17 protein-coding genes are annotated in these 19,708 nt (G+C 64.8%); 12 read left to right on the top strand and 5 right to left on the bottom strand.

Annotated elements, in window-relative coordinates:
• Positions 1-161: 161 nt before the first annotated feature.
• Positions 162-749: a PRC-barrel domain-containing protein gene (locus ACZ92H_RS02105; RefSeq protein WP_131371202.1), complete on the bottom strand. Its 588-nt coding sequence runs from the start codon at positions 747-749 to the stop codon at positions 162-164.
• Between the two features lie 185 nt (positions 750-934).
• On the opposite strand from ACZ92H_RS02105, the gene ACZ92H_RS02100 reads away from it, so the two are divergent.
• The 3 genes from ACZ92H_RS02100 to ACZ92H_RS02090 all read left to right on the top strand — a co-directional run bounded on the left by ACZ92H_RS02100 (position 935) and on the right by ACZ92H_RS02090 (position 5,910).
• Positions 935-2,248 (top strand): extracellular catalytic domain type 1 short-chain-length polyhydroxyalkanoate depolymerase, encoded by a 1,314-nt coding sequence (locus tag ACZ92H_RS02100; protein WP_465048187.1) that lies wholly within the window; start codon positions 935-937, stop codon positions 2,246-2,248.
• Positions 2,249-2,578: 330 nt separating this feature from the next.
• Positions 2,579-3,793, top strand: coding sequence for an MFS transporter (locus ACZ92H_RS02095; protein WP_465048188.1), 1,215 nt, complete (start codon positions 2,579-2,581; stop codon positions 3,791-3,793).
• A gap of 83 nt (positions 3,794-3,876) precedes the next feature.
• Positions 3,877-5,910: a GNAT family N-acetyltransferase gene (locus tag ACZ92H_RS02090; RefSeq protein ID WP_465048189.1), complete on the top strand. Its 2,034-nt coding sequence runs from the start codon at positions 3,877-3,879 to the stop codon at positions 5,908-5,910.
• A 35-nt stretch (positions 5,911-5,945) separates the two neighbouring features.
• Here the strand turns inward: ACZ92H_RS02090 and ACZ92H_RS02085 are convergent, their stop codons facing one another.
• Positions 5,946-7,211 carry a putative Na+/H+ antiporter gene (locus tag ACZ92H_RS02085; RefSeq protein WP_131371193.1) on the bottom strand — a complete coding sequence of 422 codons (1,266 nt, stop codon included), beginning with the start codon at positions 7,209-7,211 and terminating at the stop codon, positions 5,946-5,948.
• A gap of 217 nt (positions 7,212-7,428) precedes the next feature.
• On the opposite strand from ACZ92H_RS02085, the gene imuA reads away from it, so the two are divergent.
• From imuA to ACZ92H_RS02065, 4 genes are all read left to right on the top strand, one after another.
• Positions 7,429-8,139 carry a translesion DNA synthesis-associated protein ImuA gene (imuA, locus tag ACZ92H_RS02080; RefSeq protein ID WP_131371190.1) on the top strand — a complete coding sequence of 237 codons (711 nt, stop codon included), beginning with the start codon at positions 7,429-7,431 and terminating at the stop codon, positions 8,137-8,139.
• Positions 8,069-9,556 carry a Y-family DNA polymerase gene (locus ACZ92H_RS02075; protein ID WP_465048190.1) on the top strand — a complete coding sequence of 496 codons (1,488 nt, stop codon included), beginning with the start codon at positions 8,069-8,071 and terminating at the stop codon, positions 9,554-9,556. The genes imuA and ACZ92H_RS02075 overlap by 71 nt, the downstream gene beginning before the upstream one ends.
• Positions 9,557-9,670: 114 nt before the next feature.
• Positions 9,671-10,375 (top strand): glutathione binding-like protein, encoded by a 705-nt coding sequence (locus ACZ92H_RS02070; RefSeq protein ID WP_131371184.1) that lies wholly within the window; start codon positions 9,671-9,673, stop codon positions 10,373-10,375.
• Between the two features lie 70 nt (positions 10,376-10,445).
• Positions 10,446-11,210 carry an alpha/beta hydrolase family protein gene (locus ACZ92H_RS02065; protein WP_131371182.1) on the top strand — a complete coding sequence of 255 codons (765 nt, stop codon included), beginning with the start codon at positions 10,446-10,448 and terminating at the stop codon, positions 11,208-11,210.
• Here ACZ92H_RS02065 and ACZ92H_RS02060 read toward each other — a convergent pair whose 3' ends face one another.
• The 3 genes from ACZ92H_RS02060 to ACZ92H_RS02050 form a co-directional block, all read right to left on the bottom strand.
• On the bottom strand, positions 11,211-11,477 hold the full coding sequence (locus ACZ92H_RS02060; RefSeq protein WP_465048191.1) for a hypothetical protein: 267 nt from the start codon (positions 11,475-11,477) through the stop codon (positions 11,211-11,213).
• A gap of 100 nt (positions 11,478-11,577) precedes the next feature.
• Positions 11,578-11,928 (bottom strand): hypothetical protein, encoded by a 351-nt coding sequence (locus ACZ92H_RS02055; RefSeq protein WP_086136420.1) that lies wholly within the window; start codon positions 11,926-11,928, stop codon positions 11,578-11,580.
• 71 nt (positions 11,929-11,999) lie between these two features.
• The gene (locus tag ACZ92H_RS02050; protein ID WP_465048192.1) at positions 12,000-13,877 is read right to left on the bottom strand and encodes a M61 family metallopeptidase; all 1,878 of its coding nucleotides are present in this window, start codon (positions 13,875-13,877) and stop codon (positions 12,000-12,002) included.
• A 194-nt stretch (positions 13,878-14,071) separates the two neighbouring features.
• Between ACZ92H_RS02050 and ACZ92H_RS02045 the strand changes: the two genes are divergently transcribed.
• From ACZ92H_RS02045 to coaD, 5 genes are all read left to right on the top strand, one after another.
• Positions 14,072-14,533: an Hsp20 family protein gene (locus tag ACZ92H_RS02045; RefSeq protein WP_131371173.1), complete on the top strand. Its 462-nt coding sequence runs from the start codon at positions 14,072-14,074 to the stop codon at positions 14,531-14,533.
• A gap of 292 nt (positions 14,534-14,825) precedes the next feature.
• A complete protein-coding gene (locus ACZ92H_RS02040; protein WP_131371171.1) occupies positions 14,826-16,337 on the top strand; it encodes a Do family serine endopeptidase in 1,512 nt (503 codons plus the stop codon).
• Between the two features lie 131 nt (positions 16,338-16,468).
• A complete protein-coding gene (locus ACZ92H_RS02035) occupies positions 16,469-17,128 on the top strand; it encodes a response regulator (protein ID WP_076568048.1) in 660 nt (219 codons plus the stop codon).
• Positions 17,129-17,130: 2 nt separating this feature from the next.
• A complete protein-coding gene (locus ACZ92H_RS02030) occupies positions 17,131-18,465 on the top strand; it encodes an ATP-binding protein (protein ID WP_099379071.1) in 1,335 nt (444 codons plus the stop codon).
• 94 nt (positions 18,466-18,559) lie between these two features.
• Positions 18,560-19,708: a pantetheine-phosphate adenylyltransferase gene (gene coaD, locus ACZ92H_RS02025; RefSeq protein ID WP_465048193.1), complete on the top strand. Its 1,149-nt coding sequence runs from the start codon at positions 18,560-18,562 to the stop codon at positions 19,706-19,708.

Raw genomic sequence — 19,708 nt, 5'->3', positions numbered from 1 at the left:
CGCAATATTGAGCTTGCTCGCTACGGTTCCCAGAGGCCCGTGACGCGAACGATGGGCGGCTAAATGCGCTTGTGTGCCAAATGCTGAAGCGTTTTCTGCCGGATGAGCAGCATCGCCGAGGCGAAGCGCCGCGTATTCTGAGCTACTCAAGACCTTATTCGTCAAGTACGCTTGTTCATCTCGTCATCATCGTCCAGCGAGGCGCGCGAGCCCAGGTCGGCCTGGCTGCTGCCCATGCCGGCGCGGCTGCCGCTCATGGAGGTGCCCGACATGCTGCCTTCGCTGCCCGATTGCAGGCTGGCGCCGCCGCGCAAGTCGCTGCCGGATGGCATGCGGCTGGCGGCCATGCTGCCATAGCGCGTGCCGGCGCCATAGAATGCTTCCATCTGCTGGTTCCAGGCCTCGCTGCCCATGTCGGGCCAGTTGTTCTTGTCGAAACCGGGCGCGTCTTTCAGCTGGCCTTTTTCCACGTTGAGTAAAAAGCGCTTGTTGACGGGGTCGAGGGTCAGGCGTTCCCAGGGCACGGCGAACAGCTTGTCGCCCATGCCCAGGATGCCGCCGAAGGACAGCACGGCATAGGCGATCTGGCCGGTGCGCATGTCGAGCATGATTTCCTTGATGTCGCCCAGTTCTTCATCGCTGTGATTGTAGACATCGTCGCCGATCAGGGTGTCTGCACCCATCAGGGCTGGCCCCGGGCCGTCGTTGTTGCGGTACATGCCCAAGATGTCGCGGTCCAGATAACTCATGGTGGTTTCTCCTGTCAAAGTGGTGCGGATCGAGCTCCCAGATTAAGCATGTGCCCGGGGGCGCGTTTGATCTGCCTCAATCGTGTCAGTGGCACTTTCATAAGCGCGCAAACGTACGGTGCCGTACGCCAAGTGCGGTACTCTATGCGTTCAACGGAGGAGCCGCACATGCTGATGACGCAACGATGCAGAGGGATGAACTCGCGGTACGCTCCACGCCGGCCAGTGTGCCCTTGTCCATGGTAAAGCCCGCCACCAAATGGCTGCGCGGGCTATTGCGCGCCGGGAAAGCACAGCAGCGCACGGCCACCCGGCTGGCGAAAGTGCTGTTCGGCCCCGTGCCGGCCAAGCCCAAGCCCAAGCCCAAGCCTAAACCCGGAGCCAAGCCCCGTGGTACGGCTGCCCAGGGCGTCGCCAAGAGCGCGCCCGAGGCCACTGCCCAGCCACGCGCCAGGCCGGCCCGCGAGGCCGTGGCGCGATCTCCTGCGCCCGCCTTGGTGCCCGCGCTGGCGCCGTTCGCCACGCCCCTGTCGCCGCCGCGCGTGCGCAAGCGAACGCCACCGGCGCCGGGCAAGTGGCTCGCTGCCCACTATGCGCCCCTGCCTGAACTGGGGCAGCTGCCGGGCCGGCGCTTGCCGTATTTCCTCTACCTGCCCGACAAGCCGCCGAACGTGGCCATGCGCAGCCGCGGGCGGCCGCTGCTGGTGATGCTGCATGGCTGCGAGCAGAGCGCCACGCAGTTTGCCGAGGGCACGCGCATGAACCGGCTGGCCGAGCGCAAGGGCTATGCGGTGCTGTACCCGCAGCAATCGCTGCGCTCGCATGCGCGCCGCTGCTGGAAGTGGTACGACAAGCAGACGCAGGACGGCGGCGGCGATGCGCGCCTGATTGTCGGCGCCATCGAGCAGGTGGCGGCCCGCCATGCGATCGACCGCGCGCGCATTTATATCTGCGGCATTTCCGCCGGCGCCGGCATGGCGCATATCGTGGCCCTGAACCATCCGCAGCTGTTCGCGGCAGTGGGCCTGCATTCCGGGCCCGTGTTTGGCGCGGGCCACAATCTGATCGGCGCGCTGCACGTGATGCAGCATGGCGCCGGCGCCCGCATGGATGCGGCCATCGATGAAGTGCTGGCGCGCCAGCCCGCGTTCCCGCGCCTGCCCACCATGCTGATCCAGGGACAGTCCGACAAGGTGGTGCGGCCCATTAACCAGACGCAGCTGGTGCGCCAGAGCGTGCGCGTGAACCGCCTGCCGGCCGACACGGTCGTGACGGCGCAGCGCCTGCCGGCCGGAGCGGCGAGCGGGCGCAATCGCGCGCATGCGTATGCGCTGCACGATTACCAGGTGGGCAAGCAGGTGCTGCTGCGCGTGGTGCAAGTGGAGCACCTCGAGCATGCCTGGAGCGGCGGCGACGCCAGCCTGCCCTTCAACGACAAGGCCAAGCCCGACGCCAGCAAGCTGCTGCTCGACTTCTTCGCCGGCCAGCGCCGCAGATAAGCCCCGTGCCGCGGCGGCGTGCTCCTCTGCCGCTGTCACTGGTACGCATGGCTCTCCTTTCTCCCGCCGCGCCGGCCTGGGCGGCGCGCGTCTCCGCAGGCGCGCCGGCACGCCGCCGGCGCTCTTTTCCTGCCTGTCGGCCGGATAGGCCAGAATGGTGCATTTTCCGTAAGTGGTATTGCATAGGTATTTAAAAATAACAAAAATAGATGCCAAAAACGCTAAGTGGTATACAATTGGTACACGTTTTCAGTGTTCCAAAGGCTAGCCGTGCCCTGCGCCGGCAGGGCTCCGGCATTGACGGCGGCCACCCACGTCACGGAATGCATCATGTCCATCAAGTCGAAACAGTTGCTGTGGTTTTTTGCGTTTTTTCTCGTCTTTGAACTGAATATCTATTTGTCGAATGACATGATCATGCCGGCGATGCTGGGCATCGTCGGTGAGTTCCAGGCGGAGAAAAAGTTCATTCCCCTGTCCCTCAGCCTGTATTTGCTGGGCGGCAGTTCGCTGCAGATTTTCCTCGGGCCGCTGGCCGATGTCATCGGCAAGCGCAAGCTCGTCTTGACGGGCAATACCCTGTTCCTGCTGGCCACCCTGACGGTGCCGCTGTGTACGTCCATCGAGCAATTCCTGCTGGCCCGCTTCGTGCAAGGCATGGGCTGCTGCTTTGTCTTTGTCGGCTATGCCATGATCCACGAGCTGTTCGACGACATGGCGGCCGTCAAGCTCAGCAGCATCCTCTCCAGCACCACCATCCTGGCGCCCCTGGCCGGTCCCATTCTTGGCAGCGCCATCATCAGCCGGCTGGACTGGCGCTATGTATTTTTCCTCTCGGGCTTGCTGGCGCTGCTGTCATTGCTGGGTCTGTTCAAGAGCATGCCGCGCGCGCCGGCGACGGTAGCGCGCCTGGACCTTGCCGCCATCGTGCGCAGCTATGCGGCCATTTTCAGCAACGGGCGCTTCATGTTCGGCATGTTGACGGCCGGGCTGGCCACCGTGCCCCTGACGGCCTGGATCGGCTTTTCGCCCATCTTCGTGCTGCAGGAAATGGGCGCATCGTACGCCACGTATATCGCCCTGCAATGCGTGATCCTGTCGGGCTTTGTGCTCAGCAGCATCGCCATCCAGCGCCTGCGGCAGGATTTCCCGCTGGTCTCGCTGCTGCGCCTGGGCGGACTGGTCGCGGCGGCCGGCATGCTCGGCGCGGGCGCGGGCCGCCATCACGTCGATGTCTTTGCGGCCTGCATGTTTATCTATTCCATCGGCTTCGGCCTGTTCAATGGCGCCCTGATCCGCAGCGCCATCACGGCCAGCAAGGAATCCATGACCTTGACGACGGCCGCCATGAGTTTGCTGTACTGCATTTATTTGTCCGCCTGGCTGCAGTTGTACAACGTGCTGTGCCAGCGCTTCGGCTATGCGCTGGAAACGTATGCGCTGTTGAACATTCCCGTCATTCTGGTCATCGCGGCCTGCCTGCTGCTGTTTACGCGCGGCATGGCGGGGCGCGGGGAAAGCGAGGTGCGGCTGGCCCGGCATTGATGGCGCAACGATGCGCGTGTTGTGGATGTGGATGTACCCCAAACAATGTTTACCTACACTCTCCTGTGGAAGATGGTGCGCTCATGAAAATAGATGACCTGGCCTCGAAACACGATCAAGCAACGATTTTCAATCTGGAATACGAATTCCGCATCAATAAGCTGAAGCTCGATTTCATCGCCCTGGCCGACGCCGGACCGGCGCATGCCGCCAGCGCCGCCCTGGCCGACGAGCACCAGGCCGGCATCGCCGCCCTGCGCGCGTTCATCGCCGCCAATTTCACGCATTTCAATGCGGCCAGCTGTTCCTCGCTGAGCGCCATCCCCACGCGCGCGCTGGGCGACGACGAGCGCTACCTGCACCGCATCTGGATGGGCGGCCAGCTGCCGGACATCGCTGCCGAAGCGATCCAGCAATGGGGCGCGGCGCTGGACGAGGTGCTGCACTACGGTGGCGCGCCGTACGTGTCGATCCTGTGGGTGTGGGATGCGGCGCAGCTGCGCAGCGACCCGCGCTTCAGCCCGACGGGCGGCGCGGGGCGCTACACGATAGGCCGCTATGCGATCGGCGGCACGGCCCTGCACATCAACTCGCTGCGCGCGCTGGCGCTGGACTTCGCGCCGCAGCGCTTCGGCATACTCGACACCCTGCATGCGCAGCGCTATTTCGCCACGTTGTCCGATTATTTCCGCATCCTTATCATGTGCGAATACGGCGGCCTGTACATGGATGTCGATACGATCCCGCATAATCCGGCGACGATTTTCCTGATGCAGCCGGAAGTGCCCGACTATTTCCAGCGCCACGGGGACGGCGAGGAAGGGCGCCGCCATGTCAGCTGGATGAATCTGTTTCTCGATGAAACGGGCATGCTGATCGCGCGCAAGAATGACGCGGCGCTGCGCTTGATCCAGCGCAATGTGAACCTCGCCTACGCGGGTATCGATGCCGCGATTCCCCGTTCCTGTCCGCAATTCGAGGCGTTGCTGTTCGGCCAGTTCTATGCCGAGTGGAAGCAGCACCTGGGCCGTACCATGCTCAGCCATGCCGAGTTCTACCAGCGCTATTGCGTGCTGTACGACGGCGCGAAAGAAGCCGTGGTGGGCGGCATCCGCGGCATGCGCTTGCTGGACGATATCATTACCGAGACGCATATCCCGCTCAGCGAGGAAGAGGCGCGCGCGTATGCCCGCTGCGTCACGCGGCTCGACGAGATCGGCTGGCAGCTCGATGATCCCCTGAGCCTGCCCGATATCGTCGATGTGTTCGACATCGAGGAAGCGCCGCGCATGGCGTATGCGGCCCAGCTGCGCTCTGACATCGAACACTTCCATTACTATTCGGTGTTGTCGGATGACCCGCAACTGGACCGCGTGAATGCCGTCTTTTGCCGCTACCTGCTGGCCCACCGCTCGCGGCATATCGCCGCCGGCGCCTTCTGGCGTCCGACGGTGGGCCGCCACGCCAGCCGCCTGCCGACGGCAAGCGATGCGGCCGCGCCCGACGAGGATGGCCAGGCGGGCCTGCTGTCGCATGCGCCGCTCAGGCTGGTACCGGGCGCGCTGCTGGGTGAGGAAGCGAAGAACCGCATGGCCAAGCTGCTGTTTGCCACCAGTTACCTGGAATACTGTTCCTTCGGCAATAAACTGAACCTGCAGTTTGTCGAACTGCAGCGGCGCCAGAATATCGACCCGTATTTGCAGCATATCCACGGCCTGCACGACGAGGATGAGCGTTTCATCGGCTTTTTCACGGCCGCGACGATGGAGGAGTTCCAGGCCTGCGGCGCCATCTCGTATTACCGCGACGACATGAAGGCGCTCGACGATGCGTATGACCAGTTCGTGCTTGAGCATGCGCGCGCCGGCGACTGCTTCGTCAGCAGCCTGGCCATCGACGAGAAATACCGGGGGCAGGGCTTGTTCAAGCAGATGTTCAATGCTATCCGCGAACTGGCCGGCGAAAAGGGCTGTGCGCGCATCAGCCTGACGGTGTGGGAAAAGAGTGAAGCCTTGCAAGTGTACCTGCACAAGGGCTTTCGCAGCGTCGGCACTTTCGACTATGCCTACAGCCTGTTCTATGACCGCCTGCATTTTCTCGTCTACGATGGAGCGTAAGGCGGCGGCCAGGACGGCCGCCGCAGTGGCGCGAACTACAGCGCCAGGAAGGCCAGGGCCGCCACGGCCGTGGGCAGCAGGGCGCCCGCCAGCAGGCCGACGGCGCCGATCGACTCATCCTTGAAGCCGCGGCGCAGCAGGGATACGCCGGCCGGGTTCGGCGCGTTGGCGATGACGGTCAGGCCGCCGCCGGCCACGGCGCCGGCCACCAGCATGTACTTGGCTTCCTCCGTCATGCCGACGATCAGCGAACCGAGATAAGTCAGGGCCGCATTGTCGGTGATGGCCGTCAGGCCCAGGGCGCCAAAGAACAGGGCCAGCGGTTTCAGGCTGGAGACGATGGGCTGCAGCCACCATTGCTGCATGCCGCCCAGCACCACCAGGCCGCCGAGGAAGAAGCCGACCAGCAAGCCTTCCTTCAGGATCAGCGGGCTTTGATAGCGCTCATACGCTTGCACGAAGCCGAGGAAAAACAGGAACAGGCCGAAGAACAGCACGGGATGGTGCGCCAGGGTCACCACGCCGGCCAGCACGATCATGTGCACCAAGCTGACGGCCAGCGGCACTTTCGGCGCTTCCACCTCGCCCGCTTTCGGCTTGATGTCGGACGTATTGCTATGCAGATACTTGCGCAGCAGGATGCTCACGCCCGTGGCGTTGACCACGACGGCGATGGCTGCCTTCCAGCCGAAATGGCTGGCCATGTAGGCGCTGTCCCAGTTCCAGGTGGTGGCCACCATCAGCACGGGCGGCGCCGCGTACGAGGTCAGGGTGCCGCCGATGGAAACGTTGACGAACAGCACGCCCAAGGCGCCGTATTTCAGCCATTCAGGAATACCCGGACGAAAGATTTGCGGGGCCAGCATCAGCGCGGCCAGGGTCATGGCCGCCGGTTCCGTGATCATCGAGCCCGTCAGGGGCACCAGTGCCAGGCCCAGCCAGACGAGGGCCAGTTCCGTGCGCAGCGGCATGACGCGCGCCACGCCTTTCAGCAGGCGCTGCACGGCGTCGAGCACGGGGCGCGACGCGGCCACCACCATGACGACAAAGACGAACAGCGGTTCCGTGTACTGGCGCGACTCGGCGTACTCGATGGCCGCATCGCCGCCCGAGACAAAGGCCATGACGATGATCAAAATAAAGGCCCAGAAGCCGAACACGACTTCCACTTCGCCCAGCAGGTGCAGCAGGCCCGCATGGCGCGGATGGCGGTGCGCCAAAGTGTCAAACGACTTGGCGGCGAAGGTGTGGATGAGCGCAAGGCCGAAGATGATCGCGCTGATGATTTGGATGGTGGTCAAATGAGTTTCCTTATGGACGGAGGAAGCCGCCCGGTGCATTGCCGAGCGGTAAGGAGAGTGCTTATGGTACAGCAATCGATGCCAAAACCGGGGTTTTTCGGACGTGGCGGAGCGGCCCCGGGCTGGCGTCCGGACAGATAAGCCTTGCCAAATGGGGGAACGGATAGTACTGTATATGCATACAGTATTCATCTTGATTTCAGTTAGACAACAACTTATGCAACATTCCCAATTGATGGCGTCGCCGGAAGCCTTGCATCCGTCTTTATGGCGCGCATCGCAACTGGGGCAGGGCGCCACGCGCTGCCTGGACACGGGCTTTGCCGCCTTGTCGGCACAGCTGCCCGGCGGCGGCTGGCCTGGCGGCAGCCTGATCGATCTGCTGGTGCAGCAGCCGGGCAGCGGCGAATTGCGCCTGCTGGCGCCCGCGCTGGCGCAATTGACGGGACTGCCCATCGTGCTGTTGCAGCCGCCCCATCCGCCGCAGGCGCTGGCCCTGGCCGCGCAGGGGCTGGCGCCATCGCAGCTGCTGTGGCTGAAGAGCGCCAGCAGCAAGGATGCCCTGTGGGCGGCGGAAAACATCTTGCGCAGCGGCAGCTGTGGCGCCTTGCTGTTCTGGCAATCGCATGTGCGCGCCGACAGCCTGCGCCGCCTGCACCTGGCGGCACAAAGCGGCAATACCCTGTTCTGCATGCTGCGACCCTTGCATGGCGCGCAGGATGCGTCGCCGGCGCCCTTGCGCCTGTCCGTGCGCCCGGCCGCCGGCGGCATCGAGATCGGCTTCATCAAGCGCCGGGGACCGCAGCGCGATGCGCCGCTGTTCCTGCCCCTGCAACCTCCTTCATTATTGCCACGCCATGCGACTCTGGATCGGCCTGTGCCTGCCCCGGCTCCCGCTCGAAGTATTTTGCCCGCGCTGGTCGGCTGACCACCAGGGCGTGGTGCTGGAGCAGGAGCAAGTGATGTCCCTGTCGCCGCTGGCGCGGGCGGCCGGCATCAAGCCGGGCATGCGGCGTGCCGGTGCCCTGATGCTGGCGCCGCAGGCGCGCCTGCACGAGCGTTCGCCCGAGCTGGAAGCGCAAGCCCTGCAGGCGGTGGCGCTGGCGCTGCTGCAATACTCGCCGCTGGTGGCGCAGGGCGAGGAGGCGACCCTGCTGGTCGATGTGGGTGCCAGCCTGCGCCTGTTTGGCGGCGTGCGCGCCCTGTGCCGGCAGATGGCGGCCAGCCTGCGCGCGCTCGGCTACACGGGCGTGCTGTCGTGCGCCCCCACGGCGCGCGGTGCCTGGCTGCTGGCGCGCACGGATGCGCGCCAGAGCCGTGTGCTCGGCATGGCGAGCCTGGCGCGCCGCCTCGACCGCCTGCCGTGCGCCCTGCTGCCGCCCGCGCGTCCCTACCTGGACTGGTTCGAGGGCATCGGCTGCCGCACCCTGGGACAGCTGCGCCACTTGCCCCGGCCCGGCCTGCAGCGCCGTTGCGGCGCGGCCTTGCTGGACATGCTCGACGATGCGCATGGCCACAGCACGGAACTGTTCCTGTGGCTCGAGGCGCCGCCCACGTTCCGCGCCAGCCTGGAACTGTTCGACCGCGTGGAGCACACCGATGCGCTGCTGTTCGGCGCGCGCCGCCTGCTGCAGCAAATGACGGGCTGGCTGTGCGCGCGGCAATTCGCCGTCGAGCGCATCCAACTGCTGCTGGCGCACGAGCGGGGCAGGGTGGCGCGCCCGCCCACCGTCATCCACCTGGCGCTGGGCGAGGCCGTCTGGCGCGACGAACACCTGGTGCGTTTGCTCAAGGAGCGCCTGGCGCAGCTGGTGCTGGAAGCGCCCGTGATCGGCCTGACCCTGGAAGCGCTGCAGGTACAGCCGATGGCGCCGCCCAGCGAAACGCTGTTTCCCGAGCCGGGCGGCACGCCGCAGGAGCGCCAGCGCCTGATGGAATTGCTGGTGGCGCGCCTGGGCACGGAGAATGTCTTGCAGGCCGCGCCGCGCGCCGACTACCGTCCGGAAGCGGCGAACCAGTGGCTGCCGCTGCCGGCCAGGCCGGGCGGCAAGGGCGCGCCGCCGGACTTGCCGCCCGGCCTGGCCGGCATGCCCCGTCCCGGCTGGCTGCTGGCGCAGCCCATCGCCCTGCTGATGCGCGAGCACCGCCCCTTCTATGGCTCGCCCCTGAAAATGGTCTCCGTGGCCGAGCGCATCGAAGCAGGCTGGTGGGGCCAGTCGCAGGCACGCGATTATTTCATTGCCGAAGGCCTCGACCACGCCCATTACTGGGTGTACCGCGAACGCATCGCCGGCAGCGGCGAAGACGCGGCGCCGCGCTGGTTTTTGCATGGCTTGTTTGGTTGAGTGAGTGGCCGAGGCGCGCCAATCAGGCACCGTTCAGCAGAAGCGGAGAGGCTTGGCTATACTGGCTTCCCGCTGCCGCATATTTAACTCCAGTCAGACAAGCAAAGGATTTCCATGTCACAGCTTTCCGCCTTTCCCATCACCCATAAATGGCCTGCCCAGCATCCCGAGCGCCTGCAGCTGTATTCGTTGCCGACGCCGAATGGCATCAAGGTTTCCATCCTGCTGGAAGAAATCGGCCTGGCGTACGAGCCGCACCTGGTCAGCTTCGAGCGCAACGACCAGCTGTCGCCCGAGTTCCTGTCCCTGAATCCCAACAACAAGATTCCCGCCATCCTCGATCCGGATGGCCCCGGCGGCAAGCCGCTGGCGCTGTTCGAATCGGGTGCCATCCTGCTGTACCTGGCAGAAAAAACCGGCAAGTGCCTCCCGCAGGATGCGGCCCTGCGCTACGAAACCATCCAGTGGCTGATGTTCCAGATGGGCGGCATCGGCCCCATGTTTGGCCAGGTGGGGTTCTTCCACAAATTTGCCGGCAAGGACTATGAGGACAAGCGGCCGCTGGAGCGCTACCTGGGCGAAGCGAAACGCTTGCTGGGCGTGCTGGAGCAGCGCCTGCAGGACCGCGACTGGATCATGGGCGAGCAGTACACGATTGCCGATATCGCCATCTTCCCCTGGGTGCGTTGCCTGGTGGGCTACTATGGCGCCGGCGATCTGGTGGGCTTTCACCATTTCCCCAACGTGCAGCGCGTGCTGGACGCGTTTCTTGCCCGTCCGGCTGTGGTCAAGGGTGTCGACATTCCCTCGCGTGGCTAAAACAGGCGCTGGCCGGACGGCGCTAGAATACGCCTTCGGCCGCCCTGTGCGGCAGCTCTGATCTGAGACCATGAAATCCACCCGGCAAGATTTTCCCGGCGCGCACGGCCATGTGCTGGCGGCGCGGCTCGATGCACCCGACGGCGCCATCCGCGCCTACGCGTTGTTCGCCCACTGTTTTACCTGCGGCAAGGACGTGCTGGCCGCGCGGCGCATCGCGCAAGGTCTCACGGAACACGGCATCGCCGTCTTGCGCTTCGATTTCACGGGGCTGGGCGCCAGCGAGGGCGAGTTTGCCGCCACCAATTTCTCGTCGAACGTGGACGACCTGGTCGCCGCCGCCGATTTCCTGCGAGCAAAACATGCCGCGCCGCAATTGCTGATCGGCCATAGCCTGGGCGGCGCCGCCGTGCTGGCCGCCGCCGCGCACGTGCCGGAAGCCACGGCCATCGCCACCCTGGCGGCCCCCAGCACGCCCGCCTACGTGACGCGCATGTTCAGCGGGCACCTGGAGCAAATCGCCGCCGAGGGCGAAGCGCTGGTGCAGCTGGAAGGGCGGCCTTTCCGCATCCGCCAGCAATTCGTCGACGACGCGGGCAGCCACAGCCTGAAGAACCACATCGCCGGCCTGCGCCGCGCGCTGCTGGTGATGCATGCGCCGAACGACACGACGGTGAGCTTGTCGAACGCGATGGATATCTTTACGGCCGCCAAGCACCCGAAAAGTTTCGTCTCGCTCGACGATGCCGACCATCTGCTGACGGGGCGCGATGATGCGGCCTACGTGGCCAACGTCATCGCCGCCTGGAGCGCGCGCTACCTGCAGCCGCAGTAATCAGGAATCAGGCTGGGCCAGCTTGGCCAGGATGGCGTCGCAATCGGATTCATAGCCGTGCAGGGGCAAGGAGCGCAGCTTCCCTGCGTACCGCGCCATGGCGGCGGGGTCTTGCGTGGCAGCCGCGGCTTGCGCCTGCGTCGCCAGCTTGTCGATGACTGCGGCATAGCACATATTGCTGTTGAACGAGGTCGACAATACGCCCGCATAAAAGGCCAGCGAGGCGATGGCCAGGATGGCGGCGGTGGCAATGGTGAAGCGCAGCATGGCGACTTTTCATGAAAAACGCCGTACCGGCACAGGGCGGGTACGGCGTGGAGCGGAATATGGCTGGATGACTTGAATGCCTGGGCAATCCTGCGTGTATTTAGTCTTCGTCAAACTCTGCCGAAAGATCCTTCCAGCCCTTGCTGGCCGCAAAGGCCGAAAACTCTTCCGGCGCTTCCAGGACGATCAGTTTCTTGTCCTGCAGGCCCAGGTCGCCATGGCCGAAGTCGGGACCCACGTAGCCGAGGCTGCGCAGGCGGGCCAGGATGTGGCCGACCAGGGTCTTGTCCTTGTAGGCGCCCGCTTCGAGCGGGGCGGCGAAATCGACATACACGTCGATGATGCCGTAGCCTTCGTCGAAGATGCGGATGGCCTTGATGTCGTGGGCACGGCCGGAGCCGTCGGTGGCCTTGAAGGGGCCGCTGAGCTGGATGTCGGTATCATTGTTCATGCTGTCAGCATACACCAAAAGCCGGCGCCGCAGAGGGGGCGCGGCGCAAAATCATCCTCGCCGTCGCCGTCTCAGCGCGCCTGCAGGATGGCCGTCAGGCGGTCGCGCGTGCCGGCGATGCGCTCCAGTTGCGGATACCGCAAGCCGCCGTGGTAGTCGAGCGCCACCGTCTGGAACTGCTTGCCCTTGCGCACCAGCAAATTGATCGGCTGCGGGCTGGCCTTGGCCGCCTGGATCGCCGCCTTCAAGAGCTTGGGCGTGTAGGCCGTGCCATTTACGGCCAGCAAGGTGGTGTTGCCGGACAAGCCTGCCTTGAAGCCGGGACCGTCCCACAGTACTTTCTCCAGCTTGCCTTCCTTGCCGATCGTTAAGCCCAGCGAATACGTCAGATCCGTGCCCTTGCTGCGTTCCTCATTGGCTTTCAGGAACGCCGTGGGCGTGTCGCGGTAGACCAGTTTCCAGCCGGCGCGGGCCAGGCCGTCGAGCGGGGCGCCAGGACCGTGGCCGTCGAGGCGCGCGCGCAGGAAGGTGCTCCAGTCGTGCGGCTGCACGGCGTTCAGGGCCGCCACCACATCCTCGAAGGTGTAGGGCAGGGGCGTGGTACTGCCGTCCTGCACGCCGAAGAAGGCGCGCGCGAAGTCGTCGAGCGAGCGGCGCTCGCCGGACAGCGCGCGGATGGTGGTATCGACGTCGAGCCACACCAGCGCGCCTTCCATGTAGTAATCCTCGTCGCGCTGCCAGCTGCTCCAGGCTATGGGGCGCCGGCCGTTGATGATGGGGTCGTTCGTCGTATCCTGCATGGCGCGCCAGCTGCGTCCCGGCATCACGTCGTAATGGGCCGCCGTCGCGGCGAACAGGTCGCGCATGTTCGCCGCTGCCACCAGGCCGGAGCGGGCCGCCAGCACATTGCCCCAGTACTGGGTCTGGCCTTCGTAGACCCACAGCAGGCTGTTTTGCAGCGGCGTATTGAAGTCCGGCGTGTCCTGGCCGGCGGGGCGGCGGAACTTGCCGTTCCACGAATGGGTCAGCTCGTGCGGCAGCAGCACGCGGCCCGCCTCGTTCTTGTCCCACTCGCTGAAATAGCCTGGCTTGACGCCGTTTTCGCTCGATTGCATGTGTTCGCGGCCGATGCCGCCGAACTCGTCGCTCAAGGCCAGCAGGAAGTCATAGTGCCGGTAGTGGCGCGAACCGAACAATTTATATGCTTGCTGCAGCATGGCGCGGTGCTGCTCGATCTGCTGCGGCGTCGCTTCCAGGCTGTCGGCGCTGTCGGCCATCACATTCAGGTGCACGGGAACCTTGGCGCCCGGGTCGAGGTCGATGCGCTCGAAATGGCGCCCGGCAAAGACGGGCGAGTCGACCAGGGTGTCGAGATCGAGCGGTGCGAAGTCGACGCGCTGGCTGGCCGGCGTGGCCGCCCGGGCGCGCACTTCCAGGGCGCTGGCAAATTCCCAGCCGGCCGGCAGGGTCAGGCTGGGCTGCACGAGGATGTCGCGCGCCGCGCGCCCGGCCGGATACAGGGTCATCGCATGCCATTGCACGCCCAGCATGGCGCCCGTCATGGTGATGCGGCCCTGGCTGCTGTCGACGGGCGACAGGAACTGGTACTGCGCTTCGACCGTGCTGGCGCCGGCCGGCACCTGCACATGGAAGGCGAACATGTTGACGGGGTCGCGCTGCCACTCCAGGGGCTGGCCATTGGCCGACAGGCGCATGCCGGCCAGCTGGTTCAGCGGGCCGCTGGGGCCATGGTTGCCGGGCACCCATTGCGGATACAGCAGGGTCAGCTTGCCGGGCGTCGCGGGGATGCTTTCGCGGATGCTGAACAGTTGCTGCGCCACATTGCTGGCATCGACGTGCAGCACGATGGGCGCGGCGTCGGGCGCGGCGGCCTGGGCCATATTGGCAAGGAGCAAGGACAAGGCGAAAGACAGGAACGAACGGGACATGGGAGGGCGGTGGGGAAGGACAAAGGCCGAGTCTAGCATTCTGTAAAAAATTCTTACAAATTTTGCGGCGTCTGGGGCATTTCTCGCCAATTTCAAGGCCTTGAAGGTAGGTGCATCGTCCTTAGATTGGTAGCAAGCGGATGCTCATGGTGAGGTCCGCGATACTTATCGCTTAACTGAAAGGATATTTAATCATGCGTACTTTTGACCTTGCTCCTCTGTATCGTTCCGCCATTGGCTTTGACCGCCTGGCACAACTGCTCAATGAACAGCGCGCCGATGCACAGCCCAGCTACCCACCCTACAACATCGAACTGGTGTCGGAAGATAAATACCGCATCGTGATGGCATTGGCCGGCTTCTCGCGCGAAGAGATCGATATCATCACCGAACGCGACTCGCTGCACATCACCGGCCGCAAGCAGAAAGACGGCGTCGAACGCACCTTCTTGCACCGCGGCATTGCTGCCCGCGATTTCGAACAGCGCTTCCAGCTGGCCAACCACGTGAAAGTGACGGGCGCCACGTTTGAAAACGGCATGCTGACCATCGACCTGGTGCGTGAAGTGCCCGAAGCGCTGAAACCGCGCAAGATCGAGATCGAAGGCAGTAGCGGCACCACCGTCAATGCCCTGGAACAGCGTCAGGCAGCCTAAGCTGATCTGTTGCAGCCCCCTGGCGCCACGTGCTGGCGCCGGCGGAAGGGTTCCCGCCCTTCCCATGCAGTAAAATACTGGCCGGTTTATCCGGCCAGTATTGCGTCTGCACCCACGATAACACTTCCCCTTGCGCCATTTTCCTGGCCATGCCAGCGCTGCGTGGCGCGCAAGGTTAAGCCATGCTTAAAGGCACAAATGCCTGTTTCCAAATGGAAAAATGTTAAGCACCGCCTAAGACTCGTGGCCCAATATTGCATACATCAAAATCTCATTGAATGAGGAGCAATTCATGGAACAGCAAGCGAATAACGCATCTCTGAAAATCAAACGCACCGTAGCCGCGCTGGCCGCGATCGGTGTGCTGGGCGCCGGCGGCGCCATGGTGGTGCATCAAAACAATGCCGGCGCGAATGCCGCCGCCGCGGCCGCCGCCCCCGTGGCCCAGGCCGCTGCGCCCGCCGCCGCATCGCCGCTGGTGGCCTTGCCCGACTTTAGCCAGATCGCCGCGCGCAACAGCCCGGCCGTGGTGAACATCAGCGTCACGGGCAGCACCAAGGTGGCCTACGACCCGTCGGCCCAGGCCGGTAATGATGACTTCGGCAACGACCCCTTCTTTGAATTCTTCCGCCGCTTCCAGGGTCCGCAGGGCGGGCAGCGCGGTGGCCGCGATGTGCCTACGCACGGCCTCGGTTCCGGCTTCATCGTCAGCCCTGACGGCATCATCATGACGAACGCCCACGTGGTGCGCGATGCGCGCGAAGTGACCGTCAAGCTGAACGACCGCCGCGAATTCCGCGCCAAGGTGCTGGGCACCGATCCGAAGACGGATATCGCCGTGCTGAAGATCGATGCCAACAACCTGCCCGTCGTGCCGCTCGGCCATTCGAGCGACCTGAAAGTGGGCGAGTGGGTGCTGGCCATCGGTTCGCCGTACGGCTTCGACAGCACCGTGACGGCAGGCGTGGTCAGCGCCAAGGGCCGTTCCTTGCCGGACGACAGCAACGTGCCCTTCATCCAGACCGACGTGGCGGTGAATCCCGGCAATTCGGGCGGCCCGCTGTTCAATACGCGCGGCGAGGTGGTCGGCATCAACTCGCAGATCTACAGCCAGACGGGCGGCTTCCAGGGCTTGTCGTTCGCCATCCCGATCGACCTGGCCAGCCGCATCAAGGACCAGATCGTGGCCACGGGCAAGGCCAGCCATGCCAAGCTGGGCGTGACGGTGCAGGAAGTCAACCAGGGCTTCGCCGACTCGTTCAAGCTGGCCACGCCGGAAGGCGCGCTGGTGGCCAACGTGGAGCGGGGCAGCCCGGCCGACCAGGCGGGCCTGAAGTCGGGCGACGTGGTGCGCAAGGTGAATGGCCAGCGCATCATCGCCTCGGCCGACTTGCCGGCGCTGGTGGGGACCTCCTTGCCTGGCGATAAAATCAGCATGGATGTCTGGCGTGACGGCAAGATCGTCAGCCTGACGGCGACCCTGGGCAACGCGGCCGACAAGGTGGCCGAAGTGGCCAAGAGCGATGGCGCCGCGGGCAAGGTAAAACTGGGCCTGGCCCTGCGTCCGTTACAATCGGATGAAAAGCGCGAGGCGGGCATCAGCGCCGGCCTGCTGGTGGAAGACGCCGGCGGTGCGGCGGCGAATGCCGGGGTGCAGCCGGGCGACGTGTTATTGTCGGTCAATGGCCGTCCCGTCAACACCGTCGAGCAGGTGCGCGACGTGGTCGACAAGTCCGCCAAGTCGGTGGCTTTGCTGATCCAGCGCGGACCGGACAAGATTTTCATTCCCGTGCGTTTGGGTTAATGGGTACCGGGGGCAGTCAGTATCGGGGTCAGTCACTTCGTGATCGGAATGCGTCCCATTGGGGCACATTCCCCCGCCGGGCCTGACCCCAGCCTTGTGCTGTAGGGTTAATACATAAAAAAGGATCAGCCATGCGGCTATTGCTGGTAGAAGACGATACGATGATCGGCGAAGTGGTGCTCGATCTGCTGCGCGCCGAGCATTACGCGGTGGACTGGGTCAAGGATGGCGACATGGCCGATACGGCCCTGCAGACGCAGACCTACGACCTGGTGCTGCTGGACCTGGGCTTGCCCCGCAAGGATGGCCTCGACGTGCTGCGCTCGATGCGGCTGCGCAAGCTCGATACGCCGGTGCTCGTTGCCACGGCGCGCGACGCCGTCGAACAGCGCATCGCCGGCCTCGACGCGGGCGCCGACGATTACGTGCTGAAACCGTATGACCTCGACGAACTGCTGGCGCGCATCCGCGCCTTGCTGCGGCGCGCCTCGGGGCGGCCGGAACCCGTCTTCGAGCACCAGGGCGTGTCCATCAATCCGCTGACGCGCGAAGTGATCGCCGACGGCCACCCCGTCAACCTGTCGGCGCGCGAGTGGGCCGTGCTGGAAGCGCTGATCGCGCGTCCCGGCATCGTGCTGTCGCGCGCGCAGCTGGAAGAAAAGCTGTACAGCTGGAAGGATGAAGTCAACAGCAATGCGGTGGAAGTGTATATCCATGGCTTGCGCAAGAAGCTGGGCAGCGACTTGATCCAGAACGTGCGCGGCCTGGGCTACATGGTGCCGAAGGCATGAGGATGAAGGTCACGGTGACGCACTCGCTGCGCGGCCGCCTGCTGTGGTTTCTGCTGGCGGCCATCATCATGGCGGCCCTGGCGCAGGCCTCTATCGCCTACCGCAGCGCCCTGTATGACGCCGACCAGATCTTCGACTACCACATGCAGCAGATGGCCCTGTCGCTGCGCTCCGGCGCGCCGCTGGCCAACCATGCGCAAGCCTTGCCCGCCGACCCCGTCAACAACGACATGGTGGTGCAGGTGTGGACGCCGGACGGCGTGCAAGTCTTCCGTTCGATCACGCGCGCGGAATTGCCGCAGCGCGCCGTGCTGGGCTTTTCCAACGTGAAAGCCAATGGCACCACCTACCGCATCTTTTCCGTGCAAACCAGTTCCCAGACCGTGCAGATCGCCCAGGACATGGCCGTGCGCAAGCGCATGGCCGGCAGCCTGGCGCTGCGCACGGTGGGTCCCATTGCCCTGATGGCGCCGATATTGATGCTGGTGGTCTGGTGGGTCGTCAGCGGTTCGCTGGCGCCCGTCTCGCGCGTGCGCAAGCAGGTGGCGGCGCGCCAGGCGGACGACCTGTCGCCCGTCTCGGAGGCGGGCTTGCCCGATGAAGTGCGCCCGCTGGTGCATGAATTGAACCTGCTGTTCGGACGCGTGAAAACCGCGTTCGACGCGCAGCAGCACTTTGTGGCGGATGCCGCGCATGAATTGCGCACGCCGCTGGCGGCCCTGAAATTGCAGGTCTTGAGCCTGGAACGGGCCGAGTCCGAGGAAAAGCGCAGCCTGGCCATTTCCCGCGTCAGCGCCGGCATCGAGCGGGCCACGCGCCTGGTCGAGCAGCTGCTGGTGCTGGCGCGCCAGGAAGCGAGCGCCGCCAGCGGCGACCAGTTGCAGGCGGTGGACTTGAACGATGTCGTCAAGCGCGCGCTGGGCGACATGGCCGGCATCGCGCAGGCGCGCAAGATCGACCTGGGCCTGCATCACATGGACCCGGCCAAGGTGGCCGGCCAGGCCGACGCGCTCAACATCATGCTGCGCAACCTGGTCGACAACGCCATCAAGTACACGCCGCAGGGCGGCACGGTGGATATCGACTTGCGCGCCAGCCCCGTCGGCGTGACCTTGTCCGTGGAAGACAGCGGCCCCGGCATCCCGCCCGAGGAGCGCGAGCGCGTCTTCAGCCGCTTCTACCGCGTGCCCGGCACGGACGCCAATGGCAGCGGCCTGGGCCTGGCCATCATCAAGGCCATCGCCGAACGCCACGGCGCGCGCCTGGTGCTGGACAAATCCGAGCGCCTGGGCGGCTTGTGCGTGCGCGTGGAATTCCCGCAAGCCGTGAAAAAATAATGTTTTGATCATGATCTTTGGCATGTTGCATTGACGTGCGCGCCGCTGGCCTATATTGTCTGCGCAATAAGCATTCAAGCAAACGGAGCGCAGCATGCAGAAGATCGGCTTTTCAGGAACCCTCGACCCCATCACCAACGGCCACATGTGGGTGATCGGCGAAGCGCGTTCGCTCGCCGACGAGGTGATCGTCTTCCTGTCGCAGAACCCCGCCAAGAAACCGCAGTTCCCCGCCGAAGACCGCAAGCGCATCATCGAGCAGAGCGCGCGCGAGTGCGGCTGGGAGAATGTGCAGGTGGTCATCGTCAAGGGCGACTATACGGCGCGCGCGGCGAAAAAGCATGGCTGCGACTACCTGATCCGCGGCATCCGCACGACGGCCGATTTCGACTATGAAAACCTGATCCAGCAAACCAATGTGGACGTGCTGCAGGGCGCGAAAACCATCTTCGTCATGCCGCCGCGCGACCTCGGTTCCGTCAGTTCCAGCTTCGTCAAGGCGCTGGAAGGGCCCGTCGGCTGGAACTGGACCATGAAGAAATTCGTCCCCGGTCCCGCCTACCAGGCGTGGATACTCGACTGCCTGCGCAAGGAGTGGGAAGCGCTGTGGAACTATGCCACCGCGTCCGAGGCCGATATCGCGCTGGCGGATCACTGGTTCGCGCACCTGACGGGGCCGCAGGCGTATGGCGGTGCCGACCGCCACTATCACAACCTCGACCACCTGGTGCATGGCCTGTCCGAGATCCGCGTCTGGGCCGACAACACCTATGCGCCCAGGCGCGACAGCGCGCTGGTGAAAAAAGCGTTCTGGTTCCACGACGCCGTCTACAGCCACGACGAGGACGCGCTGTATTCCAGCGAAGAGGCGAGCGCCCAGCTGTGGCTGGCCAGCGGCCTCGATGCGGGCGACAACGGCGACGTGGCGCAACTGATACGCGCCACCGACCACTTCCAGGGCCCCGGCATCAGCCACGCGCTGAAGGACGCCATGCTCAGCGCCGACCTGGCCATCCTGGGCCAGGACGACGAAGTCTACCAAGCCTACACGCAAGCGATCGGCCGCGAATACGCGCACGTCGATCCCGTGCGCTTCCAGCAGCAGCGGGGCCTGGCCCTGCAGCACCTGTGCGCCAAGGCGCAGGCGGGTCAGCTGTTTGGCGACCCGTATTTTGCCAACCAGTACAACGAGCGGGCCATTGAAAACATGCAGAAGGAGATCGCGGCGCTGGCGGGGCGCTGA

The organism is Janthinobacterium foliorum, assembly GCF_978021625.1.
Note: the sequence above shows the minus strand (reverse complement) of the source record. Positions and strands in the feature narration are given on the sequence as shown.